Origin of the sequence: Pseudomonas sp. R45(2017), from assembly GCF_002112305.1 — a bacterium.
In the GTDB taxonomy this organism is placed as follows: Bacteria; Pseudomonadota; Gammaproteobacteria; order Pseudomonadales; family Pseudomonadaceae; genus Aquipseudomonas; species Aquipseudomonas paraglycinae.
In genome coordinates this window covers 220,370-235,471 of the sequence record NZ_NEHH01000009.1, presented here as the reverse complement: position 1 = coordinate 235,471, position 15,102 = coordinate 220,370, and the positions used below count along the sequence as shown (strand labels likewise).

15 protein-coding genes are annotated in these 15,102 nt (G+C 59.6%); 7 read left to right on the top strand and 8 right to left on the bottom strand.

Annotated features, from left to right (window positions below; translation table 11 throughout):
* Nucleotides 1–238: 238 nt before the first annotated feature.
* Genes CAF74_RS21690 through CAF74_RS21680 form a run of 3 tightly spaced genes read left to right on the top strand, consistent with a single transcriptional unit; the run spans nt 239 to nt 3,026 of the window.
* Entirely contained in the window at nt 239–1,552 is a 1,314-nt protein-coding gene (locus CAF74_RS21690) for a C4-dicarboxylate transporter DctA (RefSeq protein WP_085747703.1), read from the top strand.
* A 49-nt stretch (nt 1,553–1,601) separates the two neighbouring features.
* Entirely contained in the window at nt 1,602–2,306 is a 705-nt protein-coding gene (locus CAF74_RS21685; protein ID WP_007950980.1) for a FadR/GntR family transcriptional regulator, read from the top strand.
* A 24-nt stretch (nt 2,307–2,330) separates the two neighbouring features.
* Nucleotides 2,331–3,026: a GntR family transcriptional regulator gene (locus CAF74_RS21680; protein ID WP_085747702.1), complete on the top strand. Its 696-nt coding sequence runs from the start codon at nt 2,331–2,333 to the stop codon at nt 3,024–3,026.
* A 13-nt stretch (nt 3,027–3,039) separates the two neighbouring features.
* On the opposite strand, the gene yjiA is transcribed toward CAF74_RS21680, so the two are convergent.
* The 3 genes from yjiA to CAF74_RS21665 form a co-directional block, all read right to left on the bottom strand.
* A complete protein-coding gene (gene yjiA / locus CAF74_RS21675) occupies nt 3,040–4,011 on the bottom strand; it encodes a GTPase (protein ID WP_085747701.1) in 972 nt (323 codons plus the stop codon).
* 88 nt (nt 4,012–4,099) lie between these two features.
* Nucleotides 4,100–4,297, bottom strand: coding sequence for a YbdD/YjiX family protein (locus CAF74_RS21670; RefSeq protein ID WP_003228401.1), 198 nt, complete (start codon nt 4,295–4,297; stop codon nt 4,100–4,102).
* Between the two features lie 15 nt (nt 4,298–4,312).
* Nucleotides 4,313–6,379: a carbon starvation CstA family protein gene (locus CAF74_RS21665; protein WP_007950983.1), complete on the bottom strand. Its 2,067-nt coding sequence runs from the start codon at nt 6,377–6,379 to the stop codon at nt 4,313–4,315.
* Between the two features lie 159 nt (nt 6,380–6,538).
* Between CAF74_RS21665 and CAF74_RS21660 the strand changes: the two genes are divergently transcribed.
* A complete protein-coding gene (locus CAF74_RS21660; RefSeq protein WP_085608710.1) occupies nt 6,539–6,907 on the top strand; it encodes a PilZ domain-containing protein in 369 nt (122 codons plus the stop codon).
* On the opposite strand, the gene radA is transcribed toward CAF74_RS21660, so the two are convergent.
* Both radA and katB read right to left on the bottom strand, forming a co-directional pair.
* Nucleotides 6,908–8,275: a DNA repair protein RadA gene (gene radA / locus CAF74_RS21655; protein ID WP_007950985.1), complete on the bottom strand. Its 1,368-nt coding sequence runs from the start codon at nt 8,273–8,275 to the stop codon at nt 6,908–6,910. It abuts the gene before it with no gap.
* 143 nt (nt 8,276–8,418) lie between these two features.
* Nucleotides 8,419–9,957 (bottom strand): catalase KatB, encoded by a 1,539-nt coding sequence (katB, locus tag CAF74_RS21650; RefSeq protein ID WP_085747700.1) that lies wholly within the window; start codon nt 9,955–9,957, stop codon nt 8,419–8,421.
* A 285-nt stretch (nt 9,958–10,242) separates the two neighbouring features.
* Between katB and mscL the strand changes: the two genes are divergently transcribed.
* On the top strand, nt 10,243–10,656 hold the full coding sequence (mscL, locus tag CAF74_RS21645) for a large-conductance mechanosensitive channel protein MscL (RefSeq protein ID WP_085608712.1): 414 nt from the start codon (nt 10,243–10,245) through the stop codon (nt 10,654–10,656).
* Nucleotides 10,657–10,688: 32 nt separating this feature from the next.
* On the opposite strand, the gene CAF74_RS21640 is transcribed toward mscL, so the two are convergent.
* Nucleotides 10,689–11,465: a ferredoxin--NADP reductase gene (locus CAF74_RS21640; protein ID WP_085747699.1), complete on the bottom strand. Its 777-nt coding sequence runs from the start codon at nt 11,463–11,465 to the stop codon at nt 10,689–10,691.
* A 305-nt stretch (nt 11,466–11,770) separates the two neighbouring features.
* Between CAF74_RS21640 and CAF74_RS21635 the strand changes: the two genes are divergently transcribed.
* Entirely contained in the window at nt 11,771–12,478 is a 708-nt protein-coding gene (locus CAF74_RS21635) for an autoinducer binding domain-containing protein (protein WP_085747698.1), read from the top strand.
* A 175-nt stretch (nt 12,479–12,653) separates the two neighbouring features.
* Nucleotides 12,654–13,778, top strand: a complete 1,125-nt coding sequence (locus tag CAF74_RS21630) for a class I SAM-dependent methyltransferase (protein WP_085747697.1) — start codon at nt 12,654–12,656, stop codon at nt 13,776–13,778.
* 70 nt (nt 13,779–13,848) lie between these two features.
* Here the strand turns inward: CAF74_RS21630 and CAF74_RS21625 are convergent, their stop codons facing one another.
* Nucleotides 13,849–14,016: a DUF2474 domain-containing protein gene (locus CAF74_RS21625; protein WP_007950992.1), complete on the bottom strand. Its 168-nt coding sequence runs from the start codon at nt 14,014–14,016 to the stop codon at nt 13,849–13,851.
* 77 nt (nt 14,017–14,093) lie between these two features.
* Nucleotides 14,094–15,101, bottom strand: coding sequence for a cytochrome d ubiquinol oxidase subunit II (gene cydB, locus CAF74_RS21620; RefSeq protein ID WP_085747696.1), 1,008 nt, complete (start codon nt 15,099–15,101; stop codon nt 14,094–14,096).
* Nucleotide 15,102: the final 1 nt, after the last annotated feature.

Here is a 15,102-nt window from a genome sequence, read left to right as displayed (position 1 = left end):
GATGGCCGGTTTTTTTTCGCCCGCAAAAAAGTTTCGGACTGCGAATAGCTCAAGGTCGGGGCTTGGCGCCCAACTGGTCAGACCGGTCATGCCAATTCGTCATTTTTCACTTGCGATCCCTAAAAAACCGCGCCTAGACTGCACCCGCACTGGACATACCGGTAAGACCACAATAATTAAGTCCTGAATCTGATGCGCCCCGCGCACGGCAGCCAGGACACCGACCAGGATTCCTCCCATGCTCAGATGGTGCTCGCGTTCAATCTTCCTCCAAGTGGTTCTCGGACTGGTGCTCGGCATCGTCTGCGGGCTGACCCTTCCTGAATATTCGGCCCAGCTCAAACCGCTCGGCGACGGTTTCATCAAACTGATCAAGATGCTCATCGGCCTGATCGTGTTCTGCGTGGTGGTCAGCGGCATCAGCGGCGCCGGCGACCTGAAGAAGGTCGGGCGCATCGGCCTCAAGTCGGTGATCTACTTCGAAGTGCTGACCACCATCGCCCTGGTGATCGGTCTGGTGTTCGCCTTCACCACCGGGATCGGCAGCGGCGCCAACATCCATCTGGAGCAGCTGTCCGCCGCCGACATGGGCGACATCGCCGAACGCGGCCAGCACATGCACACCACCACCCAATTCCTGATGGACCTGATCCCGACCTCGGTACTCGGCGCCTTTGCCGACAACAACATTCTGCAAGTGCTGCTGTTCTCGGTGCTGTTCGGCAGCGCGTTGAATCTGGTGGGCGAAGCGGCTTCCGGGATCTCGCGGCTGATCAACGAGCTCAGCCACGTGATCTTCCGGATCATGGGCATGATCGTGCGTCTGGCACCGATCGGCGTGTTCGGCGCCATCGCCTTCACCACCAGCAAATATGGCCTGGATTCGCTGCAACACCTGGGCAGTCTGGTCGGTTTGTTCTACCTGACCTGCATCGCTTTCGTCAGCGTGATTCTGGGTCTGGTGATGCGTGCCTCCGGCCTGCGCATGTGGCCGTTGCTCAAGTACCTGCGTGAAGAACTGCTGATCGTCATGGGCACCGCGTCCTCCGACGCCGTGCTGCCGCAGATCATGCGCAAGCTTGAGCATCTGGGTATCGGCAGCTCGACCGTCGGGCTGGTGATTCCCACCGGTTACTCGTTCAACCTCGACGGTTTTTCGATCTACCTGACCCTGGCCATCGTATTCATTGCCAACGCTACCGGTACGCCGCTGGCCATGACCGATCTGCTGACTATTTTGCTGGTGTCGCTGATTACCTCCAAAGGTGCCCACGGCATTCCGGGTTCGGCGCTGGTGATTCTGGCCGCCACGCTGACGGCCATCCCGGCGATTCCGGTGGTCGGCCTAGTTTTGGTGTTGGCGGTGGACTGGTTCATGGGCATCGGCCGCGCGCTGACCAACCTGATCGGCAACTGCGTAGCCACCGTGGCCATCGCCCGCTGGGAAAAGGACATCGACGTGCAGCGGGCGAACAAGGTGCTCAACGGCGAGCAGGGCTATAACTTTCAGCCGAGAAAAACGGTCGCTCAAGCGGCGGCCAAAGAATTCTGAATGAGCGCCGTGCCTGCGCCAATGCAGGCACGGCTCATGGAGCGAACACGTGATTACTACATCAACCGTCGTCAACTCAGTGGTGGAAAAACTCCGGGCCGCGCTGGCCCGTGGCCAGTGGCGCTCCGGCGAGATGCTACCGGGGCAGCGCGAGCTGGCCGAGCAACTGGGCATCAGCCGCCCGAGCCTGCGTGAAGCGGTGATCGTGCTGGAAACCCTCGGTCTGGTGCGCTCGATGCCGGGCAAAGGCGTGGTGGTGCTCGACGCCCAGGCCAGTGACAGCCAAAGCCACGACAGTGCAGTGGCCGGCGCCAGCCTCGAAGACGTGCTGCAACTGCGCTACACCCTCGAACCGTTCATTGTCGGTCTGGTAGCGCAGTCGATCAGCAGCAAGGAAGTCGGGCAGTTGCGCCTGACCCTGATGGACATGCGCGAAGCCCTCGAAGCGGGTGACAGCGAGGCCGGGGTCAGCGCCTACATCGCGTTCCACGAGGAGCTGTTCACCCTGACCTCGAACCCGATTTTCCAGAGCGTGGTGCAACAGACCAGCAACGCCCTCAAGCAAAGCGCCGAAGTGCTGCGCAATTCGCCGGAGCACCTGGCCGAACGCCTTGAGGAAAACGAAGCCGTGGTGCGCGCGATCCGCAGCAAGAACAGCGCCCAGGCCAGCGCCGAAATGCGCCGGCACATTTTGCGTGAAGGCCAGCGGATGGGTATCGAGCTGAATATTCCGGATGACAACCTGAGCCACTGAAACGCCTCACACTGGAGACCGGCCATGAACAGTCTTGCCACGCCGTCGCACCCTCGCCCGACCTCGACGGCCCTGCCCTTCTCCCGCCTGCATGCGCCGGTGGAGGATCTGTATCCGCGCCTGTTAGACGCAATCCTCGAGCAACGCATCGATGCCGCCAGCCGTTTCACCGAAGAAAGTCTCAAGGAGATGTTCGGCGTCAGCCGCGCCGATGTGCGTCGGGTGCTGACTCAACTGTCCCACGAACAGATCATCGTACTGCGGGCCAACCATCGACCACGAGTGGCTGCGCCGGATGCCGAGCAGACACGTCAGGCCCTGCACGCTCGGCGTCTGGCCGAGAACACGCTGGTGCGATTGGCTTGTCAGCATGCGCAGGCTGAAGATCTGAAGCGCCTGCGAGCGTTGATCGAACGGGAGCGTCAGGCTGTGGATAAAGATCGGCGCGGGGCGGCGATTCGCTTGTCCGGGGAGTTTCATTTGCAGGTAGCGAAAATGGCGCGGAATGCACCGTTGGCGCATTTCCTCGGCACGTTGGTGCCGCTGACCTCACTGGCGATTGCGCGATGCACAGAAACCACGCACAGCTGTTGCGGCTGGCAGGATCACGCCCGGATCGTCGAGGCGATCGAGCGTGATGACGCTGGCGAGGCGGTGTCGCTGATGAACCGTCATCTGGATCACCTGGAGCAGACGATTCTCAGCGGCTCCACTCACTGAAAGCGCGGCGGACTCAGTTCGCCGCCACCCTGGCAAACCCCGCCCGGATTTTCTCTTCCGGCAAATCGTCGGCGATAAACACGATCACGCTTTCCCGCGCCTCGCCCTCGGCCCACTCGGTGTCCCAGTCGAAGCCGTAGAGTTTCAGCACGCCCTGGAACACCAGCCGCCGATCTTCACCCGCAATGTTCAACACACCTTTGTAGCGCAGCAATTGCTTGCCGTGCTCTTCCAACAGTTCATTCATGAATTCGCTGAGCTGATCGATATCCAGCGGCTGATCGGTACGCAGCACCAGACTGGAAATCCGGTCGATGGATGGCGCCTTGCTCACCGGCCGCAGACTCACCCCGCCGCCGAGATCGGCATTCAGGTTGAAACCGCGCACATCGAGCAATTCGGCCAGATCGATGTTGCCGTGTTCGACCACGCGGATCGGTGCACGACGGTTGATGCGGGTCAGGCGTTCGCTGAGCGCGGTGAACGCGGCCTCGTCCACCAGATCGGTTTTGCTCACCAGCAAGCGGTCGGCAAAACCGATCTGCGCCTGGGCGATGGTCTGGGTCAGGTGCAGTTCGGCGTGAGCGGCGTCGACGAGGGTGATGATGCCGTCGAGCAGATAACGTTCGCGCAGTTCTTCGTCGATGAAAAAAGTCTGCGCCACCGGAGCCGGGTCGGCCAGGCCGGTGCATTCGATGACCAGCCGATCGAAGGCGATTTCGCCGCTGTCCAGCCGTTCGAGCAACAGGTACAAGGCCTTGGTCAAATCGGTGTGGATGGTGCAGCAGACGCAGCCGTTGGCCAGGGTCATGACTTGCACCGGCTCGTCGCCCAGCAATTGGGTGTCGATGCCGGCGTCGCTGAATTCGTTTTCGATCACGGCGATTTTCAGGCCGTGCTCGGCTTTCAACAGATGGCGCAGCAAGGTGGTCTTGCCGGCGCCGAGGAAACCGCTGAGCACCGTGACCGGGATGGGAGAAGACAAACTCGATCTCCTTCAATTGCACAAATAAAAATGGGAGCAGGCCGAAAGACCTGCTCCCACCTATCTCTGCTGAACCGCGATCAGCGGCTCAGCAGCACTTCGGCCCACCCTTGCCACCGTAACGGGCTTCCTGACGTTCGCGAAAGAACATCTCGTAGCTCATCACCGGTTTGTCCGGGTGTTTGGTCTGCATATGCTCGACGTAGGTGTCGTAGTCGGGCATGCCGACCATCAGGCGCGCGGCCTGACCGAGGTATTTACCGAGGCGACTCAGGTCATTGAACATGCTGCAATCCTCTGGTTACGCGTCCGGCAGGGCCTGGAATGGCGATTCTTTGTCCGTACGCTCTTTTTTGCCCCAGGCGGCGATGCCGACCTTGAGCGCATAGAACAGGATGCTGAATACCACGAACAGGAACAGCGCGGTCAATGTAGCGTTGGTGTAGGCGTTGAAGATCACGTGCTGCATCTGCTCGACGCTTTTCGCCGGCGCCAGCACCTGACCGTTGGCCAGTGCATCGCTGTACTTCTTGGCCAGCGACAGGAAGCCGATCGCCGGGTTGGCGTCGAACAGCTTGATGAAGCCAGCGGTCGTGGTGCAGATCAGCAGCCAGGTGGCCGGCAGCAGGGTGACCCAGATGTAGCGCTGGCGCTTCATCTTGATCAGGACCACGGTGCCGAGCATCAGCGCGATACCGGCAAGCATCTGGTTGGAGATGCCGAACAGCGGCCACAAGGTGTTGATACCGCCCAGTGGATCGACCACGCCCTGATACAGCAACCAGCCCCACATCGCGACACAACCGGCGGTGGCGATCAGGTTGGCGGACCAGGATTCGGTGCGTTTCAGCGCCGGTACGAAGGAGCCGAGCAGGTCCTGCAGCATGAAGCGACCGGCACGGGTGCCGGCATCGACTGCGGTCAGGATGAACAGCGCTTCGAACAGGATCGCGAAGTGGTACCAGAACGCCATGGTGTTTTCACCCGGCAGCACACTGTGCAGGATCTGCGCGATACCGACCGCCAGGGTCGGCGCACCACCGGCACGGGCCAGGATGGTGGTTTCACCGATGTCATGCGCCACGGCTTGCAGGGCTTCCGGGGTAATTGCAAAGCCCCAGTTGCTGACCGCAGTTGCCACGGACACCACATCACCGCCGACCACGGCGGCCGGGCTGTTCATGGCGAAGTACACGCCTGGCTCGATCACCGAGGCAGCGACCATGGCCATAATGGCCACGAACGATTCCATCAGCATGCCGCCGTAACCGATGTAACGGGCGTTGGTTTCGTTATCCAGCAGTTTCGGCGTGGTCCCGGAAGAGATCAGCGCGTGGAAACCCGATACCGCACCGCAAGCAATGGTGATGAACAGGAACGGGAACAGACCGCCCTTCCACACCGGACCAGTGCCGTCGACGAACTGGGTCAGGGCCGGCATTTTCAGCTCGGGCATGGTCACCAGGATGCCGATCGCCAGGGCGACGATGGTACCGATCTTGAGGAACGTGGAGAGATAGTCACGCGGCGCCAGAATCAGCCAAACCGGCAGCGAAGCGGCGACGAAACCGTAGCCGACCAGCATCCAGGTAATCTGCACGCCAGTGAAGGTGAAGGCCTTGGCCCAGACCGGATCGGCGGCAATCTGCCCACCCAGCCAGATCGAACCGAGCAGCAGCAACACGCCGACGACCGAGATCTCGCCGATGCGGCCCGGACGGATGTAGCGCATGTAGATGCCCATGAACATCGCGATCGGGATGGTCGCCATCACGGTGAAGATGCCCCAAGGGCTTTCAGCCAGGGCTTTCACCACGATCAGCGCCAGCACCGCGAGGATGATGATCATGATCAGGAAGCAGCCGAACAGCGCGATGGTGCCGGGGATACGGCCCATTTCTTCACGCACCATGTCGCCCAGCGAACGGCCGTTGCGACGGGTCGACATGAACAGAACCATGAAGTCCTGCACCGCGCCCGCCAGCACCACGCCGGCGATCAGCCACAGCGTACCGGGCAGGTAGCCCATCTGCGCCGCCAGTACCGGGCCGACCAGCGGCCCCGCGCCAGCGATGGCCGCGAAGTGGTGACCGAAGAGAATGTGTTTGTTGGTTGGAACGTAGTCCAGACCGTCGTTGTTGAGTACGGCGGGGGTGGCCCGACGCGGATCGAGTTGCATCACATTGTTAGCGATGAACAGACTGTAGTAACGGTACGCAACCAGATAGATGGCCACGGCGGCGACCACAATCCACAAGGCGTTGATCGCCTCGCCTCGGCGCAATGCCACTACGCCCAGGGCGCACGCTCCTACGATTGCCAGCAGCAGCCAGGGTAAGTGGCGTAGCAGGCTATTATTATTTTTCATTTTATTATTCCAGCCAGGGTGGACAAGAAAGACAGCCACCCCGAGTTTAGCGCTGTTGGCGGCAAAGGCCATACCCCGACATTGGTCTAGACAGTCCATTCGTTGGCAACACCCCGCCGGTCGGGTCTATAGTCAGCTGACCTTCCTGAGGATTGCGCCATGAGCGAGCACCCGTCCGAGCGTCGCCGCTTCAAACGTATCGCGTTCGATGCCCGAACCGAATTGAGCCAGGGCGAGTACATCTGGCCGGTGAAGCTGATCGATCTGTCGCTCAAGGGGCTGTTGATCGAGCGGCCCGAGCCCTGGCTGGGCAATTCCGAGCAGGATTTTTTCGTCGATATTCATCTGAGCGAGGACGTACACATCGAGATGGATGTGCAACTGGCTCATGAAGATCACGGCCAGCTCGGTTTCGTGTGTCGGCATATCAGTCTGGAGTCGATTCAGCGCCTGCGTCGCCTGATCGAACTCAATCTGGCCGACGAAACCGAACTGGAACGCGAGCTCGCGGCGCTGATTGACGTCTGATCACTCGAACAACGAGTCCAGCGCCTGCTCCAGTCGTGTCACCGCAATGATCTGCAACCCTGGCGGAGCTTCCTTCGGCGCATTGCCCTTGGGCACGATCGCGCGCTTGAAGCCGTGCTTGGCGGCTTCCTTCAATCGCTCCTGACCGCTCGGCACCGGGCGCACTTCGCCGGACAGGCCGACTTCGCCGAACACCAACAAGTCATGGGGCAACGGCCGGTTACGCAGGCTCGACATGACGGCCGCCATCAACGCCAGGTCGGACGCAGTTTCCAGCACCTTCACCCCGCCGACCACGTTGAGGAACACGTCCTGATCGTGGGTCGGAATGCCGCCGTGACGGTGCAGCACCGCCAGCAACATCGCCAGACGATTCTGATCCAGACCCAGCGTGACCCGACGCGGGTTGGCCAGATGACTGTCATCCACCAGCGCCTGGACTTCCACCAGCATCGGCCGGGTGCCTTCCCACGTTGCCATCACCACGCTGCCCGGGACTTCTTCCTGAGCGCGGGTGAGAAAAATCGCCGAAGGGTTGGAGACTTCTTTCAGGCCCTTGTCGGTCATGCCGAACACGCCGAGTTCGTTGACCGCGCCGAAACGGTTCTTCACCGCCCGCAGCAGGCGCAATCGCCCGTCGGACTCGCCCTCGAAATACAGCACGGTATCGACCATGTGCTCCAGCACGCGAGGCCCTGCCAGCGCACCTTCCTTGGTCACGTGGCCGACCAGAAAAATCGCCGTACCGCTTTGCTTGGCGTAACGCACCAGCAACGCCGCACTCTCGCGCACCTGGGACACGCCACCCGGTGCCGACTGCAGTTGCTCGGTGAAGATCGTCTGGATCGAGTCGATCACCATCACCTTGGGTTTTTCCTGACGGGCGGTGGCGATGATGGTTTCGATGCAGGTTTCGGTCATGACCCGCAGTTGATCCTGCGGCAGGCCCAGGCGGCGTGCGCGCATGGCGACCTGTTGCTGGGACTCTTCGCCGGTGACGTACAGCGCCGGCATGCTCTTGGCGAGGTTGCACAGGGTCTGCAAGAGGATCGTCGATTTGCCGATGCCGGGATCGCCGCCGATCAGCACCACCGAGCCGTCCACCAGACCACCGCCGAGCACTCGGTCGAGCTCGCCGGAGGCTGTGGAAAAACGCGGAATCTCTTCGATGCTGACTTCGGCCAGGGTCTTGATCTGGGCCTGCTGTCCGGCCCAGCCGGTGCGCCCGCTCGGGGCGGCGGCACCGCCGCTCTCGACCATGGTTTCGGTCAGGGTGTTCCAGGCGCCGCATTCGCCGCACTGCCCGGCCCACTTGGGAAAGGTTGCGCCGCACTCGGTGCAGCCATACATGCGCTTGGCCTTGGCCATCTGAACCCCCGGCAAAAACCGCGATGATAACGCAGCCATCGTCGATCAGCGCGGCGCGTCGGGACGGATTTCTCCGCTGGCCAGACGCACGGCGCTGCTGCCGGTCAGTCCCCGGCAATTGCCGGGGCTTGAAAGGGTCGCTGTCAGTCGACCAGTTTGGCGGCCAAGGCCTTGACCCGATCCAGGTCACCCTTGGCCACTTTGGTCACACCGGCGCCGTATTCCGGATCCGCCTTATAAAGGAAGGACAGCATGATGTGCTTGCTCTCGTCATCGGCGCCCGCCAGCGAACCGCCAAAGCTTTCGATCAGATCCTGGCGTTCCTTCTTGCTGAACGAGCGATACAGATCACCGGCCTGTTTGAAGTTCTGTTCGCGCTGGATCTTCGCCTGTTGCGTGCTGCCCTGCAGCGCGGTCTGGCTGTATCGCGCAGCCGGGGTCTCTTCACGCGGCTGCAGACGGCTTGGCTCATAGTTGATGCCCGAGGTGCTCGCACCGGCATTCATCGCGCCATCCTGATTGCCATTGTTGACGGCGGTTTTGGCGGCATTGATCGGCAATTGCAGGGCGTTGGCGCCAAGGCGATACATCTGGGTGTCGGCATAGGCAAATATCCGGCCCTGCAGCAGACGGTCTTCCGAGGGCTCGATGCCCGGAACAACATTTGAGGGAGCCATGGCCACTTGTTCGGTTTCCTGGAAAACATTCGCAGGATTGCGGTTCAAGACCATTTGTCCAACTTTTCGCTCCGGAACACCTGGCCAGATCTTGGTTGCATCAAGTGGATCGAAATCAAACTTCGACAAGTCTTGCGGATTCAAGACTTGGATGTACAAGTCCCACTTGGGAAAATTGCCTTTGTTAATATTTGTTACTAAATCGTGAGTCATGTGACTGTAATCCCGGCCCTGAACTTGCACAACTTGTTGCGGATCGAGATTCTTGATGCCTTGCAAACTTTTCCAGTGAAACTTCACGTAATGGACTTCGCCTTTGGCATTGACCAACTTGTAGGCGTGCACACTATTGCCATCCATCTCCCGATAACTGGCCGGGGTTCCCGAGTTGGAATACAGCTCAGTCAAAGTACGGGTGGCTTCCGGTACATGAGAGAAGAAGTCGAATCGGCGCGAGTCATCGTCAAGGTTGGTGCGAGGATCGGGCTTGAAGGCATGCACCATGTCCGGGAACTTGATCGCATCGCGGATGAAAAACGTCGGGAAGTTATTGCCCACCAGATCCCAGTTGCCATCGGCGGTGTAGAACTTGGTCGCGAAACCCCGTGGGTCACGCAGGGTTTCCGGGGAATGGTTGCCGTGAACCACCGCCGAGAAACGCACGAACACCGGCGTGACCTGGCCGGTGGTAAACACCTTGGCCTTGCTCAGATCGCTCAGATCGTTGGTCGCAGTGAACGTACCATGGGCACCAGTGCCTCGGGCATGCACAACGCGTTCGGGAATGCGCTCGCGGTCGAAGCGTTGCAGCTTCTGGATCAGTTGCACGTCCTGCAACAGTACCGGGCCGTTGGCGCCGGCGGTTTGCGAGTTCTGGTTGTCGCCGACCGCCGCACCGTTGTCACGGGTCAGCGGCGCGGCGTTCACGGAAAGGGTCAACAGGCTGGCGGCCAATACACCAACGGTGCGACGGGGAGTAATCCCTGAGCCAAGTGTGGAATTCATTTCAGGTTCCTCTGTTTTTTTGAGGCGCATCCAGGTGCGCCAGACAGAGGCTAGAAGCTCGATTCGCCAAACCTAAATAGAAAGATCACAACGCCGTGATTGAATATTTTTTCTTCGGAATCAGCGGCTTGAGGCGTATTCCGCGCGCGATTAGTGGCACTTTGCAAACTAATTGCGAAATGGTGTGTCGATAAAAACAGGCTTTGTAAGAAGGTGTTACGCGCAGGACGCGTTATGCTGATTTACACTGCGTACACCAAACTCATCTGTAACAAGGAAATAACTATGGGCGTGCTCAGCGAGTTCAAGGCCTTCGCGGTCAAAGGCAATGTGGTCGACATGGCCGTCGGTATCATTATCGGTGCGGCCTTCGGCAAGATCGTTTCGTCATTCGTCGGCGACGTGATCATGCCGCCCATCGGCCTGCTGATTGGCGGGGTGGATTTCAGTGACCTGGCCATCACGCTGAAAGCTGCCGAGGGCACTGCCCCTGCGGTGGTGCTGGCCTACGGCAAATTCATCCAGAGCGTTCTTGACTTCGTGATCGTCGCCTTCGCGATTTTCATGGGCGTCAAAGCCATCAACCGCCTCAAGCGCGAAGAAGCCGTGGCGCCTACCTTGCCGCCGGTACCGACCAAGGAAGAAGAACTGCTGGGCGAGATCCGCGATCTGCTCAAGGCCCAGAACAACCGGCCTTGAAGATTGAAACGGCGCCTGAGGGCGCCGTTTTCTTACCAGTAGTTTTCCACCGCCACCTGTCCCGGGCGCCGGGTCAGACTCAAGGCCATGCCGCGTTGCTTGAGCAAGGCCCGGGTGTCGTCGATCATCTGCGGATTACCGCAGAGCATGACCCGCGAATGCTCCGGGGTCAGCTCGACGCCTGCCATCCTCTCCAGCTCGCCATTCTCGATCAGCGTCGTGATGCGTCCGTTGAGGGCGCCGGCATAAGGCTCGCGGGTGACCACCGGAATGAACTGGAATTTATGCGCATATTCAGCCAGGTAGTCACGCTGAGTCAGCTCGGCAATCAGCGGTTGATAAGCCAGTTCCCGAGCCTCCCGCACGCTGTAGACCAGGATGATTCGCTCAAACTTTTCCCAGACCTCGAAGTCCTGCAGGATCGAAAGAAACGGTGCCACCCCCGTACCTGTGGATAGCAGCCAGAGATCCCGACCATCGACAAAACGGTCCAGCGTCAGATAACCAAAGGCCTGACGCTCGATCAGCAAGGTATCCCCTGCTTTCAGCCGGCTCAGTTCGCTGGTGAACTCACCGCCCGGCACTACGATGGAAAAAAATTCGAGAAACTCATCGAACGGCGAAGACACCATCGAGTAGGCGCGCCACACCGTACTGCCGTCCGGGCGCGTCACGCCAATCCGCGCGAATTGCCCGGCGCGGAAGCGGAAACCGGCATCCCGCGTGGTACGCAGGGTGAACAGGTTCGGGGTCAGCGGTTGCACATCGAGTAATGTCTGGCGGCTGAATTTTTCGCTGCTGGCGGTCATCGGTTCACTCCATCAACAATAATTCGATTGTTACGCATAATTGCACGATGAAACACCGATAGTTTGTGATGGAATCTCAAAGTGCCACTAGTTTTAAAACTCTAAAATAGTCAACCTGAAGTCAGAATTATTTAAATGATCTCCCACATATAAAGACTTGTTCAGAGATATTCCAAATAGGAGCACTTACCAAGAACAAAAAAATCCAAACACTTTTGTAGGAAGCATCCTACACTCGAATCCGTGCCACCACATTGGATCCAATACGGCGCCCCCTGCGGATTATTATTTTGGAGAACACTCAAATGGAAAGGTGGAAGGAGTACCAGATAGAACAGATCACGCGCGCGAAGGAAATCGAGAATGCATTTCCGATTCTGAGCACGTTTGCCAGGAACCTCGGCTTTCAGTTTTGCGGCATTAAAGTTTCCCGGCCTGGCTTCCCGTCATTCAACGCGTTCCATATCAATAACTTCACAACGGCGTGGAACGACGAATACGAAAAAACTTACGCAAAGGACGACCCGATAACAGCCTATTGCGATCGCTCCATGCTGCCGTTTCTCTGGAGCAGGAAAGCCTTCTCGAAGGCTCCGCTGATGTGGAGTGCGCTTCAAAATCACGGGATGGAACATGGTTGGTCGCAGTCATATCACGATGAGAAAAATGACTTGTGCTGCACAATCAGCCTGGCCCGAACCCACTGCGAAATTTTTGCCCTGGAGCTGTACAACGAGTACGGCGTATTGCAATACGTCTTGCAGCATTTGTGTGAGTTGTTCCTCATTGCCTGCCCGGCAACGCTGGCCAAGCCTCCGCCTGTGCGATTGTCCACTCGAGAGCTTGAAATCGTAAGGCTGTGCGCCCTTGGCAAAACATCCTGGGAAATCGGCCGGATCCTGAGTATCGCTGAAAGCACCGTGAACTATCACACCAAGAACCTGATCACCAAATTCAACGCCTGCAACAAGATGTCAGCCGTCATCGCCGCCGCCAAGGCCGGATATCTCTAGGCCGCCCTCTTCCACTGCACTGAAATCAGACGAGTATTACCAACAAAAAAAACGTACCATTTGCAGCCTTCCTGAGTGATGTCGTGAGCATTCACGCCGCTGTCCACTCGGTCGGTTCCGCCGCACGACACCCTGGGCCGCGGGACATCCGTCGATTACCCAGAGTCCCCGCCCCATGCCTTTGCTCGATACGCCCTTCGCCCAGCTTGATCTGATCCGCCAGCCCGAACAGCAGAACGAACCGCTGCAAGCCTTCGATGCGGCCGACGAATACCTGCTCAATCATCTGGCCGAACAGAATCTGCCGGCGAATACCCGAGTATTGGTGCTCAACGACAGTTTCGGCGCATTGGCCATCAGCCTCTCGGGCAAGGTGCAGGTCAGCACCAGCGGTGATTCGTTCCTGGCGTTTCAGGGGCTGGAAAAGAACCTGCTGCGTAACGGTCAGGCATTCGATGCGCTGCGCGGTATTCCCGCCAGCGAGCCCTTGGTCGGGCCGTTCGACCGGGTGCTGATCCGCATCCCGAAAACCCTGGCACTCCTGGAAGAACAACTGATTCGCTTGCAGGGTCAATTGGCACCCGGCGCTCAGGTGGTAGCAGCGGCGATGGTCAAGCATTTGCCTCGTGCCGCAGGTGACCTGCTGGAACGCTACATCGGCCCGGTTCAGGCTTCGCTGGCTGTGAAAAAGGCCCGATTGCTGATCGCCACGCCCGAGGCCAAGACACCCGCCGTCTCGCCCTACCCGACCCGCTATCGCCTCGACGAGCCAGCCATCGAACTGCTCAACCACGCGAACGTGTTCTGCCGTGAAGGGCTGGACATCGGCACCCGCGCCTTCCTTCCGCACCTGCCGAAAAACCTCGGTTCGGCACGAGTCGCAGACCTCGGCTGCGGCAACGGCGTACTGGCCATCGCCAGCGCCCTGCAAAACCCCGACGCGCATTACACGCTGTTGGATGAATCGTTCATGGCCGTGCAATCGGCGGCCGAAAACTGGCGCGCGGCGCTGGGTGAACGTGAAGTGATCGTGCGCGCCGGCGACGGTCTGGCCGGGCAGGAAGCGCAGTCGCTGGACGTGGTGCTGTGCAACCCGCCGTTTCACCAGCAACAGGTGGTCGGCGACTTCCTGGCCTGGCGCATGTTTCAGCAGGCTCGCGAGGCGCTGGTCGTCGGTGGTGCGCTGTACATCGTCGGCAACCGTCACCTGGGCTATCACAGCAAACTGGCGCGAATGTTCCGCGGTGTCGAGCAAGTCGCGGCTACGCCGAAGTTCGTGATCCTCAAGGCGCGCAAATAATCCGGGCAAAAAAAAACCCTCCGGTCGGAGGGTCAAAAATCCGTGCCGCAAGGCAGCGGGATGGGAAGTCTCAGTGCGTGGTCAGACCTGCGGCGTTCATGAACATGCGCATCAGGCTGGCGACGATGAACAAAGCACCGACGCTGCCGACCCAGATCATGGCCAACCAGCCGAGCCGCTGCCACAGCGGCTTTTTTTCGGCTTCTTCAATGTCGTGCAGGGAATGTTTGCCAGTCATTTTCTTTAAACCTCTTCAAGATGGATGGCGCCGCTACCGACGCCATCGCGAGCAAGCTCGCTCCCACAGGTTTTTGCTTAGTGATAACCGTCTTCGTGGGTCACCTTGCCGCGGAACACGTAGTAGCTCCAGAAGGTGTAACCCAGGATGAACGGGATGATAAACAGCGTGCCCACCAGCATGAAGCCTTGGCTTTGCGGCGGTGCGGCGGCGTCCCAGATCGAGATCGACGGCGGCACGATGTTCGGCCACAGGCTGATGCCCAGACCGCTGTAGCCGAGGAAGATCAGCACCAGGGTCAACAGGAACGGCATGTAATTGGCATTACGTGCCACCGCGCGAATCAGACCGTACATCGTCACCAGCACCAGAATCGGCACCGGCATGAACCAGAACAGATTCGGCATGCTGAACCAGCGCGTCGCAATTTCCGGGTGGGCCAGTGGCGTCCACAGACTGACGACACCGATCACCGCCAACAGCACGAAGGCCAGAGGACGCGCCAGGTCATGCATCTGTTCCTGAAGCTTGCCTTCGGTCTTCATGATCAGCCAGGTACAGCCGAGCAAGGCATACGCCACCACCAGCGCGGCGCCGCAGAACAGCGTGAACGGCGTCAGCCAGTCCAGTGAGCCGCCGGCGTATTGCCGGTTGACCACGGGCAAGCCGTCGATGAACGCACCAAGTGCCACACCCTGGAAGAACGTCGCGGCCACCGAACCACCAATGAACGCCTTGTCCCACAGGTGACGCTTGTCGTCCTTGGCCTTGAAGCGGAACTCGAACGCCACGCCGCGGAAAATCAGCCCGATCAGCATGAAGATCAACGGCAGGTACAGCGCCGACAACACCACCGAATAGGCCAGCGGGAACGCACCGAACAACGCAGCGCCGCCCAGTACCAGCCAGGTTTCATTGCCGTCCCATACCGGGGCGACGGTGTTCATCATCACGTCACGGTCGACTTTGCCTGGGATGAACGGGAAGAGAATCCCGATCCCCAGGTCGAAACCGTCCATGACCACGTACATCATGATCCCGAAGATGATGATCACGGCCCAGATCAGCGGAAGATCAATACCCATG

Bases quoted from the DNA above. Each gene is read 5' to 3' on its own strand.
- CAF74_RS21630 (WP_085747697.1), top strand. From the start codon at position 12,654: ATGCCTTTGCTCGATACGCCCTTCGCCCAGCTTGATCTGATCCGCCAG.
- mscL (WP_085608712.1), top strand. From the start codon at position 10,243: ATGGGCGTGCTCAGCGAGTTCAAGGCCTTCGCGGTCAAAGGCAATGTG.
- CAF74_RS21680 (WP_085747702.1), top strand. From the start codon at position 2,331: ATGAACAGTCTTGCCACGCCGTCGCACCCTCGCCCGACCTCGACGGCC.
- CAF74_RS21665 (WP_007950983.1), bottom strand. From the start codon at position 6,379: ATGAAAAATAATAATAGCCTGCTACGCCACTTACCCTGGCTGCTGCTG.
- CAF74_RS21670 (WP_003228401.1), bottom strand. From the start codon at position 4,297: ATGTTCAATGACCTGAGTCGCCTCGGTAAATACCTCGGTCAGGCCGCG.
- CAF74_RS21635 (WP_085747698.1), top strand. From the start codon at position 11,771: ATGGAAAGGTGGAAGGAGTACCAGATAGAACAGATCACGCGCGCGAAG.
- CAF74_RS21625 (WP_007950992.1), bottom strand. From the start codon at position 14,016: ATGACTGGCAAACATTCCCTGCACGACATTGAAGAAGCCGAAAAAAAG.
- CAF74_RS21690 (WP_085747703.1), top strand. From the start codon at position 239: ATGCTCAGATGGTGCTCGCGTTCAATCTTCCTCCAAGTGGTTCTCGGA.
- CAF74_RS21660 (WP_085608710.1), top strand. From the start codon at position 6,539: ATGAGCGAGCACCCGTCCGAGCGTCGCCGCTTCAAACGTATCGCGTTC.
- radA (WP_007950985.1), bottom strand. From the start codon at position 8,275: ATGGCCAAGGCCAAGCGCATGTATGGCTGCACCGAGTGCGGCGCAACC.
- cydB (WP_085747696.1), bottom strand. From the start codon at position 15,101: ATGGGTATTGATCTTCCGCTGATCTGGGCCGTGATCATCATCTTCGGG.
- katB (WP_085747700.1), bottom strand. From the start codon at position 9,957: ATGAATTCCACACTTGGCTCAGGGATTACTCCCCGTCGCACCGTTGGT.
- CAF74_RS21640 (WP_085747699.1), bottom strand. From the start codon at position 11,465: ATGACCGCCAGCAGCGAAAAATTCAGCCGCCAGACATTACTCGATGTG.